At 69.7% G+C, this 15,980-nt stretch carries 10 protein-coding genes and 1 pseudogene; 5 read left to right on the plus strand and 6 right to left on the minus strand.

Annotated features, from left to right (window positions below; all coding sequences use genetic code 11):
• The first annotated feature begins 196 nt into the window (after window positions 1-196).
• From ACFWBB_RS07525 to nirD, 3 genes are read left to right on the plus strand one after another with little or no spacing between them, the layout of a single operon-like run.
• Window positions 197-1,411 carry an NAD(P)/FAD-dependent oxidoreductase gene (locus ACFWBB_RS07525; protein ID WP_385268117.1) on the plus strand — a complete coding sequence of 405 codons (1,215 nt, stop codon included), beginning with the start codon at window positions 197-199 and terminating at the stop codon, window positions 1,409-1,411.
• The gene (gene nirB / locus ACFWBB_RS07530) at window positions 1,411-4,026 is read left to right on the plus strand and encodes a nitrite reductase large subunit NirB (RefSeq protein WP_385268119.1); all 2,616 of its coding nucleotides are present in this window, start codon (window positions 1,411-1,413) and stop codon (window positions 4,024-4,026) included. Before ACFWBB_RS07525 ends, nirB begins: the two co-directional genes overlap by 1 nt.
• The gene (nirD, locus tag ACFWBB_RS07535) at window positions 4,023-4,376 is read left to right on the plus strand and encodes a nitrite reductase small subunit NirD (protein ID WP_385268121.1); all 354 of its coding nucleotides are present in this window, start codon (window positions 4,023-4,025) and stop codon (window positions 4,374-4,376) included. Before nirB ends, nirD begins: the two co-directional genes overlap by 4 nt.
• 178 nt (window positions 4,377-4,554) lie before the next feature.
• Here nirD and ACFWBB_RS07540 read toward each other — a convergent pair whose 3' ends face one another.
• Window positions 4,555-5,493: an oxidoreductase gene (locus ACFWBB_RS07540; protein ID WP_385268122.1), complete on the minus strand. Its 939-nt coding sequence runs from the start codon at window positions 5,491-5,493 to the stop codon at window positions 4,555-4,557.
• Window positions 5,494-5,725: 232 nt separating this feature from the next.
• Here ACFWBB_RS07540 and ACFWBB_RS07545 point away from each other — a divergent pair.
• Both ACFWBB_RS07545 and ACFWBB_RS07550 read left to right on the plus strand, forming a co-directional pair.
• A pseudogene (locus ACFWBB_RS07545) lies at window positions 5,726-6,525 on the plus strand (maleylpyruvate isomerase family mycothiol-dependent enzyme).
• 198 nt (window positions 6,526-6,723) lie between these two features.
• Window positions 6,724-7,209 (plus strand): excalibur calcium-binding domain-containing protein, encoded by a 486-nt coding sequence (locus tag ACFWBB_RS07550; protein WP_385268123.1) that lies wholly within the window; start codon window positions 6,724-6,726, stop codon window positions 7,207-7,209.
• 458 nt (window positions 7,210-7,667) lie between these two features.
• Here the strand turns inward: ACFWBB_RS07550 and ACFWBB_RS07555 are convergent, their stop codons facing one another.
• From ACFWBB_RS07555 to ACFWBB_RS07575, 5 genes are all read right to left on the minus strand, one after another.
• On the minus strand, window positions 7,668-9,968 hold the full coding sequence (locus ACFWBB_RS07555) for an FtsX-like permease family protein (protein ID WP_385268124.1): 2,301 nt from the start codon (window positions 9,966-9,968) through the stop codon (window positions 7,668-7,670).
• The gene (locus ACFWBB_RS07560) at window positions 9,965-10,594 is read right to left on the minus strand and encodes an ABC transporter ATP-binding protein (protein ID WP_385268261.1); all 630 of its coding nucleotides are present in this window, start codon (window positions 10,592-10,594) and stop codon (window positions 9,965-9,967) included. The genes ACFWBB_RS07555 and ACFWBB_RS07560 overlap by 4 nt, the downstream gene beginning before the upstream one ends.
• A 119-nt stretch (window positions 10,595-10,713) precedes the next feature.
• Entirely contained in the window at window positions 10,714-11,172 is a 459-nt protein-coding gene (locus ACFWBB_RS07565; RefSeq protein ID WP_385268126.1) for a hypothetical protein, read from the minus strand.
• Between the two features lie 218 nt (window positions 11,173-11,390).
• Entirely contained in the window at window positions 11,391-14,138 is a 2,748-nt protein-coding gene (gene ppdK / locus ACFWBB_RS07570) for a pyruvate, phosphate dikinase (protein WP_385268128.1), read from the minus strand.
• Window positions 14,139-14,700: 562 nt separating this feature from the next.
• Window positions 14,701-15,897, minus strand: coding sequence for an ROK family protein (locus tag ACFWBB_RS07575; RefSeq protein WP_385268130.1), 1,197 nt, complete (start codon window positions 15,895-15,897; stop codon window positions 14,701-14,703).
• Window positions 15,898-15,980: the final 83 nt, after the last annotated feature.

Below are 15,980 nucleotides of genomic sequence, written 5' to 3' on the forward strand. Positions count from 1 at the left end.
GGACGCACGAGGCACGCACGACGGTCGCAGGACGGACGCACGAGGCACGCACGTGGCACGCACGACGGACGCACGAGGGACGTGGGGCGCCGGCCAGAACCCTCACACCTGCGCCCCGGCCCCGCTGAGGGCAGCGTTCCTCGCGGGAAACAACGGTGATGCGGCCGGGTAACGTCGGCAACGCACGCTCCTTGGCATGACCTCGAATTCGCGTGTGGTGGTGATCGGCGCCGGCCTCGCGGGCGTACGACTCACCCGCCGGCTCGGCGAGCTGGGCACGCCCGCGCTGCTGATCGGCGAGGAGGAGCACCGGCCCTACAACCGGGTCCTGCTCGCCGAGGTGCTGGCCGGCCGGTACGCCCCCGAGGTGATCGCGCTGCCCGCGCCCGCCGGACTGGTCCGGGCCCGGGTCACGGGCATCGACCGCGACCGGCGGACCGTGGCCTGCGCGGACCGCTCGGAGATCGCATACGACACCCTGGTCCTGGCCACCGGCTCCAACCCGGTGCTGCCGCCCCTGCGCGGTCTGTTCACGCCCGACCACGTCCTGCCGGAGGGCGTCCACGCCTTCCGCACCATGGACGACTGCCTCGGCCTGTCCAAGGCGGTACGGCCGGGCGTACGCGCGGTCGTCATCGGCGGCGGACTCCTCGGGGTCTCCGCCGCCCGCGCACTCGCCATGCGCGGCGCACAGGTCGTCCTGGCACAGCAGGCCGAGCGCCTCATGGAGCGCCAGCTCGACCCGAACGCGTCCAGGCTGGTGCTCCGGCACCTGAAGGACCTCGGCGTCGAGGTCCACACGGAGTGCCGGGTCCGCGACGTGCGCTGCCTCGGCGGCGCCGTCCGCTCGGTCGAGATGGCCGACGGCTACGCCCTCGACGCCGACCTGGTGGTGCTGGCCTGCGGGGTCTCCCCGCGCGCCGGTCTCGCCAAGAACGCGGGGATCGCCGTCCACAAGGGAATCCTGGTCGACGACGAACTCCGTACGTCCGACCCGCACATCCGGGCGATCGGCGACTGCGCCCAGCACGACGGGAACGTGTACGGGTTGGCCGCACCGGCGCTGGACCAGGCGGACGTCCTCGCCGAGTCCCTCGCCGGTGACCCGGACTCCCGGTACCGCGGCACCCGTGCCCTCACCCGGCTCACCCTCGCCGGGAACAGCGCCTTCGACCTCGCCGTGTTCGGCGAGACGGAGCCGCGCCCCGGCGACGACGTCGTGCAGCTCGCCGACGCCACCCGGGGCACCTACCGCAAGGTCGTCGTCCGCGACGACCGCCTGGTCGGCGGGGTCCTCGTCGGCGAACTCGGCACCGTCGGCGCGCTGGCGCGCGCCTGGGAGGGAGCAGAGCCGCTCCCCTCCGACGGCGGCCCCCTGCTCCACCTGCTCACCAACGATGGAGGCTCCTGATGACCACGACCGCAATTGTCGGGGACCGGACCCGCCCCACGATCGTGCTCGTCGGCCACGGCATGGTCGGCCAGCGCTTCCTCGAGGCACTCGCCGAGCGCGGACTGACCGCCACGCACCGCGTGGTCGTGCTGTGCGAGGAGCCGCGTCCCGCGTACGACCGCGTGCAGCTCACCTCCTACTTCTCGGGCAGGACGCCCGAGGACCTGTCCATGACGGACATGGCGTTCATCGCCGAGCACGGCATCGAGCTGTACGTCGGCGACCCGGCGGAGACGATCGACCGCGAGGCCCGCAGGGTGACGGCCCGCTCGGGACTGGCGGTCGACTACGACATGCTCGTCCTGGCCACCGGCTCCTACCCGTTCGTCCCGCCCGTCCCGAACAAGGACGCCGAGGGCTGCTTCGTCTACCGCACCATCGAGGACCTCCTCGCGATCGAGGAGTACGCGAAGACGAGGACGACCGGTGCCGTGGTCGGCGGCGGTCTGCTCGGCCTCGAGGCGGCCGGCGCGCTGAAGGGTCTCGGACTCACCTCCCACATCGTGGAGTTCGCGCCCCGACTGATGCCGGTCCAGGTCGACGAGGGCGGTGGCGCCGCGCTGCTGCGCACCATCGAGGACATGGGTCTTTCCGTCCACACGGGCGTGGGCACCCAGGAGATCGTGGTCGACGAGACCGGCGCGGTCACCGGCATGAAGCTCTCCGACGGCTCCGAACTCGCCACCGAACTGGTGGTGTTCAGCGCCGGTGTCCGCCCCCGCGACCAGCTGGCCCGCGAGTGCGGCCTGACGGTCGGCGAGCGCGGCGGCATCGCCGTCGACGAGCAGTGCCGCACGGTGAACGACCCGCACGTGTTCGCGATCGGCGAGTGCGCGCTGGCCTCCGACGGCCGGGTGTACGGCCTGGTGGCCCCCGGCTACGAGCAGGCCATCACGGTCGCCGCGACCATCGCCGCCGACGAGTCCGAGCAACTGTCCTTCACCGGCGCCGACCTCTCCACCAAGCTGAAGCTGCTCGGCGTGGACGTGGCGTCCTTCGGCGACGCGCACGGCACCGCCGAGGACTGCCTCGACGTCGTCTACTCCGACTCCCGCTCCGGCCTGTACAAGAAGCTGGTCATCGGCCGTGACGGCACGCTGCTCGGCGGCATCCTGGTCGGTGACGCCGAGGCCTACGGCACCCTGCGCGCGTTCACGGGGTCCGTGCCGCCCGTCTCCCCCGAGTCGCTGGTCCTGCCGGCCGGCGCCGGGGAGTCCGTTCAGCTCGGCCCGTCCGCGCTGCCTGACGAGGCGATCGTCTGCTCCTGCCACAACGTGTCGAAGGGCACCATCCGCGGGGCGGTGACCGAGCACTCCTGCACGACCGTGCCCGAGGTGAAGAAGTGCACCAAGGCCGGTACCGGCTGCGGAAGTTGCGTCAAGGTGCTCGGCCAGCTGGTCACCGCCGAGCTGGAGGCGAACGGCGTCGAGGTCGACAAGGGCCTGTGCGGCTGCTTCTCGCAGACCCGCGAGGAGCTGTACGAGATCGTCCTCGCCCTGCGCGTCAACACCTACCAGGACCTCCTCGACCGCTACGGCCGGGACGGCGCCCGGGGCGGCGACGGCTGCGAGGTGTGCAAGCCGGCCGTCGGCTCGATCATCGCCTCCCTGGCCCCGACGATCGGCGCGAGCGGCTATGTCCTGGACGGTGAGCAGGCGGCCCTCCAGGACAGCAACGACCACTTCCTCGCCAACCTCCAGAAGAACGGCTCCTACTCGGTCGTTCCGCGCATCCCCGGCGGTGAGATCACCCCCGAGGGGCTGATCGTGATCGGTGAGATCGCCCGCGACTTCGGCCTCTATACGAAGATCACCGGCGGTCAGCGCATCGACATGTTCGGTGCGCGGGTCGAACAACTCCCGCTGATCTGGACCAGGCTGGTGGACGCCGGCTTCGAGTCCGGCCACGCCTACGGCAAGTCGCTGCGCACGGTGAAGTCCTGCGTCGGGCAGACCTGGTGCCGCTACGGCGTCCAGGACAGCGTCCGGATGGCGATCGACCTGGAGCTGCGCTACCGGGGGCTGCGCTCCCCGCACAAGCTCAAGTCGGCGGTGTCCGGCTGCGCCCGCGAGTGCGCCGAGGCCCAGTCGAAGGACTTCGGCATCATCGCCACCTCCAACGGCTGGAACCTCTACGTCGGCGGCAACGGCGGTGCCACCCCGCGCCACGCCGACCTGCTCGCCCAGGACCTCACCGACACCGAACTGGTCCGCCTCATCGACCGGTTCCTGATGTTCTACATCCGCACGGCCGACCGCCTGGAGCGCACCTCGACCTGGCTGGACCGGATCCCCGGCGGCCTGGACCACGTACGGGACGTGGTGGTGGAGGACTCGCTCGGCATCTGCGAGGAGCTGGAGTCCCTGATGACCGACCACGTGGCGCACTACGCCGACGAGTGGGCGACCACCATCAACGACCCGGAGAAGCTCGCCCGGTTCGTGTCCTTCGTCAACGCCCCCGACACCCCCGACCCGGTCGTGGGCTTCGTGCCCGAGCGCGACCAGATCAAGCCCGACCTGCCGTTGCTGACCATCGGCCACCGTCCCCTGGAAGGGAGCGCCCAGCGATGACCCTGGCACTCGAGACGACCGACCTCAAGGTCCAGCTGAGGCTGGAGGAGCTGTGGTTCACGGTCTGTGACCTCAGCCAACTGATCCCCGGCCGAGGCGTGGCCGCCCTGCTGCCCGACGGCCGTCAGGTCGCCCTGTTCCGGGACCGGGCGGGCGAGTTGTACGCCATCGACAACCGCGACCCGTTCGGCGGCGCGGCCGTCCTCTCACGCGGCCTGACCGGCACCCACCAGGGCCGCTCGTTCGTCGCCTCCCCGCTGCTCAAGCAGCGTTTCGACCTGCTGAACGGGGAGTGCCTCGACGACGAGACGGTGCGCGTCGCCACGTACGAGGTGCGTGCGGCCGCCTGACGGCCACCTCGTACGAGGTGCGTGGCGGCCGCCTGACGGCCACTCGACGTCCGACGTCCGACGTCCGGCTGCCGGCTGCCGGCTGCCGGCGACTGTGGGTTCGCCGTCCGCCCTCCGCCGTGCGCCGTCCGGCGGCCACCGGCGGCCCGGTGTGGTGGCCGCGGCGAGACGGCTGGGCTCAGGCCTTGAGGGCGTCGTAGGACACCCCGGTCAGCTGCTCGGAGGCGGCCCACAGCCGCTCCCCCGCCCGGTCGTCGAGGGTCCAGGGCGCTCGTCGCGACGGCGCGGGCGCCCCGCGCCACATCGCGAGGGACGGCCCGGTGAACGAGTCCGGGCGGATACCGGGCGCGGTCGCCGCGTGCAGGGCGGGCAGCGCACCGGCCTCGGCGGGCTGGGCGAAGACCCGGTTGCCGAGCGCCATCAGCCGCTCGGCGACCCGGCGCCCCTCCGCGCGCGGCCCGGCCGTCTGGAGGTTGGTCGCCGCGTACCCCGGGTGCGCGGCCGCCGCGACGACCTCCGCCCCGGCCGCCGCGAGTCTGCGCGCCAGCTCGTGCGTGAAGAGCAGGTTGGCGGTCTTGGAGCGACCGTAGGCGAGCCAACGGCGGTAGCGGCGCTCGGAGTTGAGATCGTCCGGGTCGATATTGCCGAGCAGGTGGACCATGCTGGAGACGGTCACGATCCGCGCCCCGGCGGGCCGGTCCTGCGCCGCGAGCAGGGCGGGCATCAACAGCCCGGTGAGGGCGAAGTGCCCGAGATGATTCACCCCGAACTGTGTCTCGAACCCGTCGGCGGTGGTGCCGTACGGCAACGCCATCACGCCCGCGTTGTTGACGAGCAGGTCGAGCCGCTCGTACGGCAGCCTGGCCGCGAACTCCCGGACCGAGGCGAGGTCTCCGAGATCGAGCGTCCGCAACTCCACCTCCGCGTCCGGAACGTCACCGCGCAGAAGCTGGACGGCCTCCCGCCCACGCGTTTCACTCCGGCAGGCGAGCACCACCCGTGCCCCCTTACGGGCCAGCTCACGTGCGGTGACGTACCCGAGCCCGCTGTTGGCCCCGGTGACGACGGCGGTACGACCGCTCTGACCAGGGATGTCGTGAGTGCTCCAGCCGGACATGGCCGTACTCCCTCCGTAGCCTGCGCGTGCAGCCTACGGCGCTCCCGTTGACGCGGGGGCACTCGGACAGGCACTTCGGGACCAGGATTGAATGGAACCTGACCCACGGGCCGGCTGGTCACCACCCCCAACGCAGCCCGGCATCCGAGGGCGCGCGGCCGGTGCCGTGCGTCCGCCGCGTCGGCTCCGAAATCCGCTGTCCGTCGTCGGAGCACGGTGATGGACAGCCAGAGTGGAGAACCCCCTGGAATTCCCGGCTCTGCTGCGACTGATCGACGAACGGTCGACGTCTTCCGCACGGCGGTCGCCTCCGCGCCCAGCCTCGAGATGCAGGTGCCGACCTGCCCCGAGTGGACGCTGTTCGATCTGGTGCGGCACCTGGGCGAGGGGCGCGGCTCCTGGGCCGCCACCATCGCCGCGGGACCTGCCGCCGCGGCCAAGTCCGCCCCGGAGGGCGCCCCGGCCCCGCCCCGGGATCGCGAGGCCCTGCTGGCCTGGTCGGCCGAGTCCACGGAGCAGCCGCTGAGCGCACTGCGGGAGGCCGGCCCGGATCCCGGATGCTGGACGTGGTGGGATACGTCGCAGTCCCCGCGGACCTGCGGTGCCGTCGCCCGGCACCAGCTCCAGGAGTTCGCGGTGCACACCTACGACGCCCAGCTCACCGTGGGCGCCCCGCGGCCGCTGCCGGACGAGGTGGCACTCGACGGCGTCGACGAGTTCCTGTGCACCTGCTGCGCAACGACGACCGCCTGGCCGCACAAGCCAGCCGCCGTCGACTTCCATGCCACCGAGGGCCGCTCCTGGCGCCTCTCGGTCTCCGCCGACGGCGCACGGATCACCCGTCCCGCCACGCCCGGCGCGGTGCCCGCCACCGCTGCCGGCGAGGACCAGGACGCGGCCGACGCCTCCCTCCGAGGCACGGCCGCTGACCTGGTTCTGGCCCTGTACAGCCGTATGCCGCTGGACTCCCTGAAGCTCGACGGCGACCGGCCTCTCCTCGACCAGCTCATGGCCTGGGACCCGGACGAGTAGGACGTGACGATGCGCCACCCCGTGCGCCCCGACGGAAGGCCTCCCTCAGCGGCTACGGCCACGCCGCCGTCGCGAAGACGCGGCGCCGAGGCGTGAACCGCGCCCGCCCACAGAAAGTCACAGTACGGTCACTGCTCCGGCGTCACTCACAAACCGGCCATACCGTCGTCCCCTCACACCACAGCTTTGGGGGACGCCATGACCAACCCGTACACCGCACCGCCCGCCCGGAACCCCGCTCCCAGGTGGGCCCGGAAGAGATACGTCCTGCCCGCCCTCGCCCTGGCCCTGTTCGTCGGCGTGGGCATCGGCGGCAGCGAAGGCGACGGAACAACCGAGGCCAAGCCGACGTCTGCCGAACCGCGGCCCACGGTGACCGTGACGACCACGGCGACGGAGACAGCCATACCCGAACCGGCGGGCACGGTGACCGCCACGGCGACGGAGACGGTCAAGGTGACGAAGACGGTCACCGCTAAGGCGAAGGCGGCGGCGAACGAGGACAGCGGCGCAGCGGATCCGGCCGACGGCTCAGGCGGCGCCGGCGACTCGGGCGGCTCCGGAAGCGTCTACTACGAGAACTGCACGGCCGCCCGCGCGGCCGGAGCCGCTCCGGTGCACGTGGGCGACCCGGGCTACGGACGCCATCTGGACCGCGACGGCGACGGCGTCGGCTGCGAATGAGAGACGACGGCGCGTGCCGCTACACGCTCCCGACCTGGTAGCCGTCCGCGTATGTGATCAGCACGTTCCCGGACGGGGAGGCGCCGTCGGCCGATGCCTCGTCGCATCGCAGAACCACAGGACGCCCGGTCGGAACAACCGCGTCTTCCACGGGCCACCAGCGGCCGCCCCGGTAGACGGCCTCATGTACGGCGTCCAGCCTCGGCGCGGTCCGGAATCCAGGCCGCCGCCGAACTCCTCGTAGAAGTAGATCGCCTCGCGGCTCGGCGGCGGTGGCGGCGTGATGACGTCGCCGTCCCGTTCGGGCCGCACGATGCGCTCCGGAACGGGAGCCGGACCGTGAAGCCTTCCCAGCAGATCGTCGTAGGCCGACCCGACGACGATCTGGACAGGGACTCGTTCGTCGACCACCAGGTGAATACCCCGGATGCCGCCCCACCTCCCGCCCGACATCCCCCTCAGTCCCGCCGAATCAATTCCGGATCAATCCGCCGCCCGACCAACGGCAGGGCCCCCAGCCCGGCGACGACCACCACGCCGAGCGCGGAGGCGAGCAGCAACGGGAGCCCGGCGCCGTCCCAGAAGACAGCCCCGCCACCGGTTACCAGGTAACTCGACTCGGCCATCTTTCCGGTAACCACCGCGAGCACGAGCCCGACGGTCAGGGGCAACACGACTTGAGCGACCTGTACGGTCCGGAGCGTCCGGGGCCTGGCCCCGAGCAGCGCCAGTGCAGTCACTTGGGGACGGCGTTCCACGGCTCGATCGGTGGCGGCGACGAGGTATGCCGCCACGCCGATGATCAGGCCCAGGATCATGCCTACGGCCAGCAAGGTCTTGATGACGGTGATCTGCTGGAGCGAAGCGGCATCCACGCCGTTCGTCTCGACCTCGATCGTGGGGTCGACCCCCGCGATGCCTTCGAGTGCGGAACGCACGGTCTGCGGTGCAGAGCTGCTGAGGAGGGCGAGCGTGGCCCTGCCCGTAGGACGGAAGCCGGCGGGAAGTGAGGATGGTGGGATCAGAACAGTGCCGCTGCCGACCAGCTGCGCCGCCGCGTCGTCGCGATACTTGATCGTCTGGCTCGGCACCTGCACCGTGACGACCCGGCGCTTCCCGTCGGAGTTCCGCAGTTGGAAAGGGAAACTACGCCCTGGCTTGCTGTTCTCCTCGTAAGTCTGATCTGGAACCAACAGCCGCGCGGGACGTCCGTCGACGCAGTTCTCAACGGCTGAGGCCATCCTGCGCAGCTGATCGCAGGTGGCGATCACGGCACTGATGCTCGACCGATTCTCGCTGTCGGGGTCGTTCCATGACCGCGCCTGAATGGCGTGGCTGCGGATGCCCGGCACCTTGGTGAGGGCCTGCACCTTGTTCTCGGGAACATTGTCGAGCGCCATGGTGTAGAGCTGTACCGGCGAGGTGTTCTTGGATACCTGATTCAGCTCGATTAGCACGCCTTGCGTGAGCGACGCCGCGTAGACCAGCAGCACCAGTCCGGTAGCCACTCTGAGGGCCCCGCCCGGTTCCACCTCGTTGCGGCGCATTGCCAGCCCCAGAGAGAGCGAACCCGTGGCGCGAGCCACCTGCCGGGCCAGGGCGCGCGAAAGGATCGGCAGCGACAGCACCAGGCCGGCACCCACCAGTACGACGGCGAGCGGCATCAGGATCGCGGAGAACGATGTGTCGGTGGGGACATGTCCCGTCGCGCCTGCCACGCAGTAACCAACGACAATGCCCAGTCCAGGAACCAGCGGGAGCAGTCCCCACAGGCGGGGCGGCTTCTCCACAGCACTGCGCCGCACGGCCAGCGGGTTGGCCGCAGCCTTCTTCGCTCCGACCCGGCCCACGAACCAGGCAAGCGCTGGACAACCCACCAGACAGACGAGAAGCGCGGTCCCGGGCAGCGCACCATCGGCCGGGTACCACTTGAACCCCGGCAAGCCAATCCGTGAAACCAGTTGGTTGACGACCCAGTAGGCACCCAGACCGAGGACGGCACCCAACAACGCGGCAGCGACGGTCTCGGCCGCGTTGACGCGCTGCGTGCCCTTTCTGCTCAGCCCGAGCAGACGCAACGCGGCCAACCGCCTCATACGGGAGGCCGCGGACAGCCGGGCGCACACGGAGAGGAACACCGCTAGCGGTAGCAGCACGACACCCGACAAGGTGAAGCGCAGGATGTCGAGCGTGGAGGGCTCTACGGTGGGATAGCGCGCCTCTTTCCAGCCGAATCCCGACAGGTGGCCGCCCCCCTTCAGCTCTTCAGGTCTGGCACCGACGTACGCATACAGCTCATCGGGTTGCGCCAGCCCGTGGGCCGAAATGATGCCCATCTCTTTCCCCGGCATGAGCTGAGCAAGGCCACGATCGCTTCGCAGTAGCTCGTGAATCCGGGGGGAAACGAACACCTCGCCGGGACCGGGAAATTTACGCAGCCCAGGTGGCGGGGCGATGGGCCCACCAACCTGTGCCAAGAAGATCCGGGTGAGGGGGTCGGATCCGTAGGGGTCGACTCGGGTAAGCGCCAAGCCGTCCGCTCCCCTCGCTGTTGAGGTGCATCTGCCCAGTCCATTTGAGCAGTCCGGCTCTCGAGCCGCCTTTCGGGCGTCCTGTGCGGCCAGGATGCTCGGGATCGCGAGCACAATCGCCAAGCAGCACACCCCAATTGCGCCGCCCAACACCATGAGCAAGAAGCGAGTGCGGTTGCCCCGACCGCTACCCAGCAACAACTTGAGGCCTAGGAAAAGTTCGTTCATGACGCTTCCCGCACCTGAGCCGTGAGCACGCCATCACACATGGCGTAGCGGTCGTCGGCCCTATCTGCCACCTGCGTGTCGTGAGTCACAAGCACCACAGCCGTTCCCTGCGACCGCGCCAGGCCTAGAAACTCATCCAAGACAGCCGAGGCATTGCTGCTGTCGAGTGAGCCGGTGGGCTCATCGGCGAAGACGACAGCAGGTCTGTGCACCAACGCCCGTGCGACCGCGACACGCTGACTCTGCCCTCCCGACACCTGCGACGGACGCCGCTTGCGTAGATCCGCAAGGCCGAGCCGCCCCAGGATCTCACCGGCTGCGGCAAGAGCTTCGGCCTTGCGCTGTCCAGCCAACCAGAGTGGTAGCGCAGCATTTTCCTCCACCGTCAGCTCGGGTAGCAGTTCGCCATACTGAAAGACGAAGCCAAACCGCTCTCGGCGGAGCATGCTGAGTTCCTCGTCATTGAGAGCGCCGAGCGAACATCCATCGAAACGGACGTCGCCAGAGGACACCGGCAGCACCCCGGCCAGACAATAAAGCAGTGACGACTTCCCGGACCCGCTTTGCCCAGTAATCGCCGCGACCCGCCCGCGCCCCAGCGAGAAGTCCGCACTACGGACTGCCAGCGTCTCACCATAGAAGAGGTCAACCCCGCGGGCGAAAAGGACTTCTGACGTCTTGATCTCGATCTCCTATCAGAAGCTCGAGCCCAGGTGGGTACACCTGGGCTCGAGAAGGCGGACAGTCAGCCACGGTCCCAGTCGTGCGAGAAGGTTTGGAGCGGTGCGCAGTTGTCCGGATGAAGGCTGCCTCGGTCGCGACAGACTCGAAGCTTCGCTTCGCCGATGTAGCGCTGGGCACCGTTCCAATTCGACTGACGCAGCAGAACCGAGCTCCGCTGCTTGCCGTAATAGCGCACCCAGTCGTGCCCTTGCACTTGGACGTCAACGTAAACGTTATGGCGGTCAGCGACGAGCGTGTCCGTGAGCCGACCCCGCCACTCGAAGGCACCGTGATTGACCCCGGGCCGGTTGAGTTTGTAGTGCCCGCCGCTGAATTCAACGCCCGAAGATTCAAGCTGCGGGATACCCCCCTCCGCCGGCGAAGCAACCGCCGCCACCGCCCCGCCGAGCGCCAGACCAACCGCAGCCAAGCCGAGCACTGCCCTCTTCATGCATACCTCCGTGACCATCAGCAACGTCATCGTCGCCGTGAGTAACGGACTGTAGCGCCACGTAAGTTGACAGAAACGATCTATCACCCCACATCCATCACATCAGGTGATCGACTTCCAGCCACGACCCGCCAGAAACCACAAGAGGACGGCACCCCCGCACAGGGTGCCGTCCTCCTTGGTGCGCCGGAGTCGTTGCCGATCGGTGAGGGTCGGGGACCGGCAGCGGCTCCGGGGTTATCGGGGCGTCAGCGGTGGTCGCTTCCCGTCGACTGCGATGCCGCCCGGCCCGCCTCCAGTCGCGCGACCGGGATCCGGAACGGCGAGCAGGAGACGTAGTCCAGGCCCACCTCGTGGAAGAAGTGGACGGACTCCGGGTCGCCGCCGTGCTCGCCGCAGACGCCGAGCTTCAGGTCGGGGCGGGTGGCGCGGCCGGCCTCGACCGCCAGCTTCACCAGGGAACCCACGCCGTCCCGGTCGATCGTCTCGAACGGGGAGACGCCGAAGATGCCCTTCTCCAGGTAGGCCGTGAAGAACGAGGCCTCGACGTCGTCGCGGCTGAAGCCCCACACCGTCTGGGTGAGGTCGTTCGTGCCGAAGGAGAAGAACTGTGCCGCTTCGGCGATCTGACCGGCGGTCAGCGCGGCGCGCGGCAGCTCGATCATCGTGCCGATCGAGAGCTTCAGCTGGACGCCGGTCGCCGCCTCCACCTCCGCGATGACCTGGTCGGCCTCCTCGCGGACGATCTCCAGCTCCTGGACCGTGCCGACGAGCGGGATCATGATCTCCGGGCGCGGGTCGCCCTTGGCCGCCTTGCGCTCGGCCGCGGCCTCGGCGATCGCCCGTACCTGCATGGTGAACAGGCCGGGGATGACGAGGCCGAGGCGCACGCCGCGCAGGCCCAGCATCGGGTTCTGCTCGTGCAGGCGGTGGACGGCCTGGAGGAGCCGGAGTTCGTTCTCGTGGGGCTCCTGACGGGACTCCGCCAGCGCCACCCGGACCGACAGTTCGGTGATGTCGGGGAGGAACTCGTGCAGGGGCGGGTCCAGGAGCCGGACCGTGACCGGGAGGCCGTCCATCGCGGAGAACAGCTCCACGAAGTCCTGCTTCTGAAGGGGCAGGAGCGCCTTCAGCGACTCCTCGCGCTCGGTTTCCGTGTCCGCGAGGATCAGGCGTTCGACCAGCTCACGGCGGTCGCCGAGGAACATGTGCTCCGTACGGCACAGACCGATGCCCTGGGCGCCGAAGCGGCGGGCGCGCATCGCGTCCTCGGCGTTGTCCGCGTTGGCTCGCACCCGCAGGCGGCGCTTGCGGTCGGCGAACGCCATGATCCGGTGCACGGCCTCGACCAGCTCGTCGGCGTCGTTGGCGCCCGCGTGCATCCGGCCCTCGAAGTACTCCACCACCGGGGAGGGGACGACGGGCACCTCACCGAGGTACACCTTGCCGCTCGACCCGTCGATGGAGATGAGGTCGCCCTCCTCGACGACGTGTCCGCCCGGGACCGTCATCCGGCGGCGCTTGGTGTCGACCTCGAGCTCCTCGGCGCCGCAGACACAGGTCTTGCCCATGCCGCGGGCGACCACGGCCGCGTGGGAGGTCTTGCCACCGCGGGAGGTCAGGATGCCCTCGGCCGCGATCATGCCGTCCAGGTCGTCGGGGTTGGTCTCGCGGCGGACCAGGATGACCTTCTCGCCGGAGCGGGACCACTTCACGGCCGTGTACGAGTCGAAGACCGCCTTGCCGACCGCCGCACCCGGCGACGCCGCGATGCCCCGGCCGACCTGCTGGACCTTCGCCTCCTCGTCGAAGCGCGGGAACATCAGCTGGGCGAGCTGGGCGCCGGTCACCCGCTGGAGCGCCTCGGCCTCGTCGATCAGGCCCTGGTCGACGAGCTGGGTGGCGATGCGGAAGGCCGCACCCGCCGTGCGCTTGCCGACCCGGGTCTGGAGCATCCACAGCTGACCGCGCTCGATGGTGAACTCGATGTCGCAGAGGTCCTTGTAGTGGTTCTCCAGCGTCTGCATGATCTGCATCAGCTGGTCGTACGACTTCTTGTCGATCGACTCCAGCTCGGCGAGCGGGACGGTGTTGCGGATGCCCGCCACCACGTCCTCGCCCTGGGCGTTCTGGAGGTAGTCGCCGTACACGCCCTGGTGGCCGGAGGCGGGGTCGCGGGTGAAGGCGACACCCGTGCCGGAGTCGGGGCCCAGGTTGCCGAAGACCATCGAACAGACGTTGACGGCCGTGCCCAGGTCGCCCGGGATGCGCTCCTGGCGGCGGTAGAGCTTCGCGCGGTCGGTGTTCCAGGAGTCGAAGACCGCGTGGATGGCGAGGTCCATCTGCTCGCGCGGGTCCTGCGGGAAGTCGCGGCCGGCCTCGGTCTTGACGATCTTCTTGAAGCGGGTGACCAGCTTCTTCAGGTCCACGGCCTCCAGCTCGGTGTCGACCGTGACCTTCTTGGCCGTCTTCGCGGCCTCCAGGGCGTCCTCGAAGAGCTCACCGTCGACGCCGAGGACCGTCTTGCCGAACATCTGGATGAGTCGCCGGTAGGAGTCCCAGGCGAAGCGGTCGTCGCCGGACTGCTTGGCGAGACCCTGGACCGACCTGTCGGAGAGGCCGATGTTGAGGACCGTGTCCATCATTCCGGGCATCGAGAACTTGGCGCCGGAACGGACCGAGACCAGCAACGGGTCGTCGGCCTGGCCGAGCTTCTTGCCCATGCCCTGTTCCAGCAGGTCGAGGTGCGCACTCACCTCGTCACGCAGTGCCGCCGGCTCCTCGCCGCTGTCGAGGTAGACCTTGCAGGCCTCGGTGGTGATCGTGAAGCCCGGAGGGACGGGAAGGCCCAGGTTGGTCATCTCGGCGAGGTTCGCACCCTTGCCGCCGAGGAGGTCCTTGAGGTCCCTGTTGCCCTCGGTGAAGTCGTAGACGAACTTCACGCCCTCAACGGTCGCGGCCTGCTCGGCTACCGGGAGATCTTTGTTTTCCGACACGGGTCTCGACTCCTCGAGGACGCGGTGGCTGCCCTGACGGCCAGGAACATACCCAGATCAAAGGCTCCTGGGTACGTCCACTCGCGCGTCATGTGCCCGTAACCAGCCGTCCGCCAGCGGATCGAAAGTCAAGGCTTGGCAAGCGCACGGCCGTTCATGTTTTCACTTCTTGAACGCACCCATCCCTCTCGCGCCCCATTTTACGCTCAGATGAGCGTTGCGTGGCACGATTGATTTCGATCGATGAACGATCAACGGGTGGCACTGAGTGCCAGTCCTTGGAGAAGTGCATTCGCCCTTGATCCGCTCATCTGAGCAACTCCCCCCTCAGAGGTGGCGAGAATCACGCTGGAAATACGCTTCCGTGAGCGCCTCGATTTCACGATGCGGACGCGCCCGCCGACCCGCACGGGACCGAAACCCGCTCGTCACACGGCCGTGCGGACGTCCTGTCACACGAACGTCCCGACGTCCCGCCACACGCTGTCCGGACGTCCTGTCACACGACCGTCCGGACGTCCCGTGAGGCAAGCGTCCACACGTCCCGCCACACGAGCGTCCCTCACACCCCGAGCGCCAGCAACCGCTCCTCCGCCCGCTCCGGCGCGTACAGGTACTCCACGACCAGCGCACCCGCTCCCACCAGGCCCGCCCGCTCCCCCAGCCGCGAGGTCACCACGTCCAGATGGGCCGTGGAGCGGGGCAGCGCGCGCTGGTAGAGCAGCTCGCGGACGCCCGTCAGGAAGGCGGTTCCGGCCAGATCCCCGGCGATCATCAGGACCCCGGGGTTGAGCAGCGTGACCACCGTCGCCAGTACGTCCCCCACCCGGCGCCCCGCCTCGCGGGCCAGCGCGGCGGCCTCCGGGTGTCCGGCGGCGAGCAGGTCCCGCACATCTGAGCCCGAGGACGCCGGGACGCCCGACTCCGCGAGCCTGCGCGCGACGGCGCCACCGCTGGCGACCGCCGCGAGGCAGCCGTAGGAGCCGCAGCGGCACAGCGCCTCCGCACCCACCCGGATGTGGCCGATGTCGCCGGCCCCGCCGTCGATGCCGCGGAAGATCGAGCCGCCGACCACGACCCCCGCGCCGATTCCCGTCGACACCTTGACCAGCACGAACGCCGAGCAGTCGGCGTGTCCGGTGCGCTGTTCTCCATACGCCATGAGGTTCGCGTCGTTGTCGACGAGGACGGGGAGGGCGGGTGCCCCGGTGCGTTCCGTGAACGCTCTCGCGAGGCGCCCCCGTATGTCGTAGCCGTCCCAGCCGGGCATCATCGGCGGCTGGACGACCCGGCCGGTCTCGCTGTCGACCGGGCCGGGGACGGCGAGGCCGATGCCGCACACCTCGTCCGGCCGGTGGCCGGCCTTCTCCAGCAGCTCCGCGAACCAGCCGCCCAGCTCGCCGAGCACCGCGTCCGGCCCGTCCTCGATGACCAGCGTGCCGCCGTGCTCGGCCAGGATCTCCCCGGTCAGCGTCAGTACGGCCGCCCGGGCGTGCCGTGTGTCCAGGTCCGCCGCCAGGACGACCGCGTGGGCGTCGTCGAACTCGAGGGTGATCGAGGGGCGGCCGCCCAACGGGGAGTCGACCGGGCCGCCGGCGCCCTCGCGCAGCCAGCCGGCCCGGAAGAGGCGGTCCAGACGCTGGCCGACGGTGGCGCGGGAGAGGCCGGTGGCCTGCTGGAGGGCTCCACGTGTCGTCGCCTGCCCCTTGCGCACCAGTTCGAGCAGATCGCCGGCACTGCCCTGTCCTCGTCCCGTCATGCGCACCCCCTTGTGTTTCTCAAGCCTGCATTACATATTGAGTTTTGCGTGTTAAATAGACGTAACCCTACGGTAGCCGCTGC

The sequence above is a fragment of the Streptomyces sp. NPDC060000 genome (assembly GCF_042737375.1).
GTDB lineage: Bacteria > Actinomycetota > Actinomycetes > Streptomycetales > Streptomycetaceae > Streptomyces.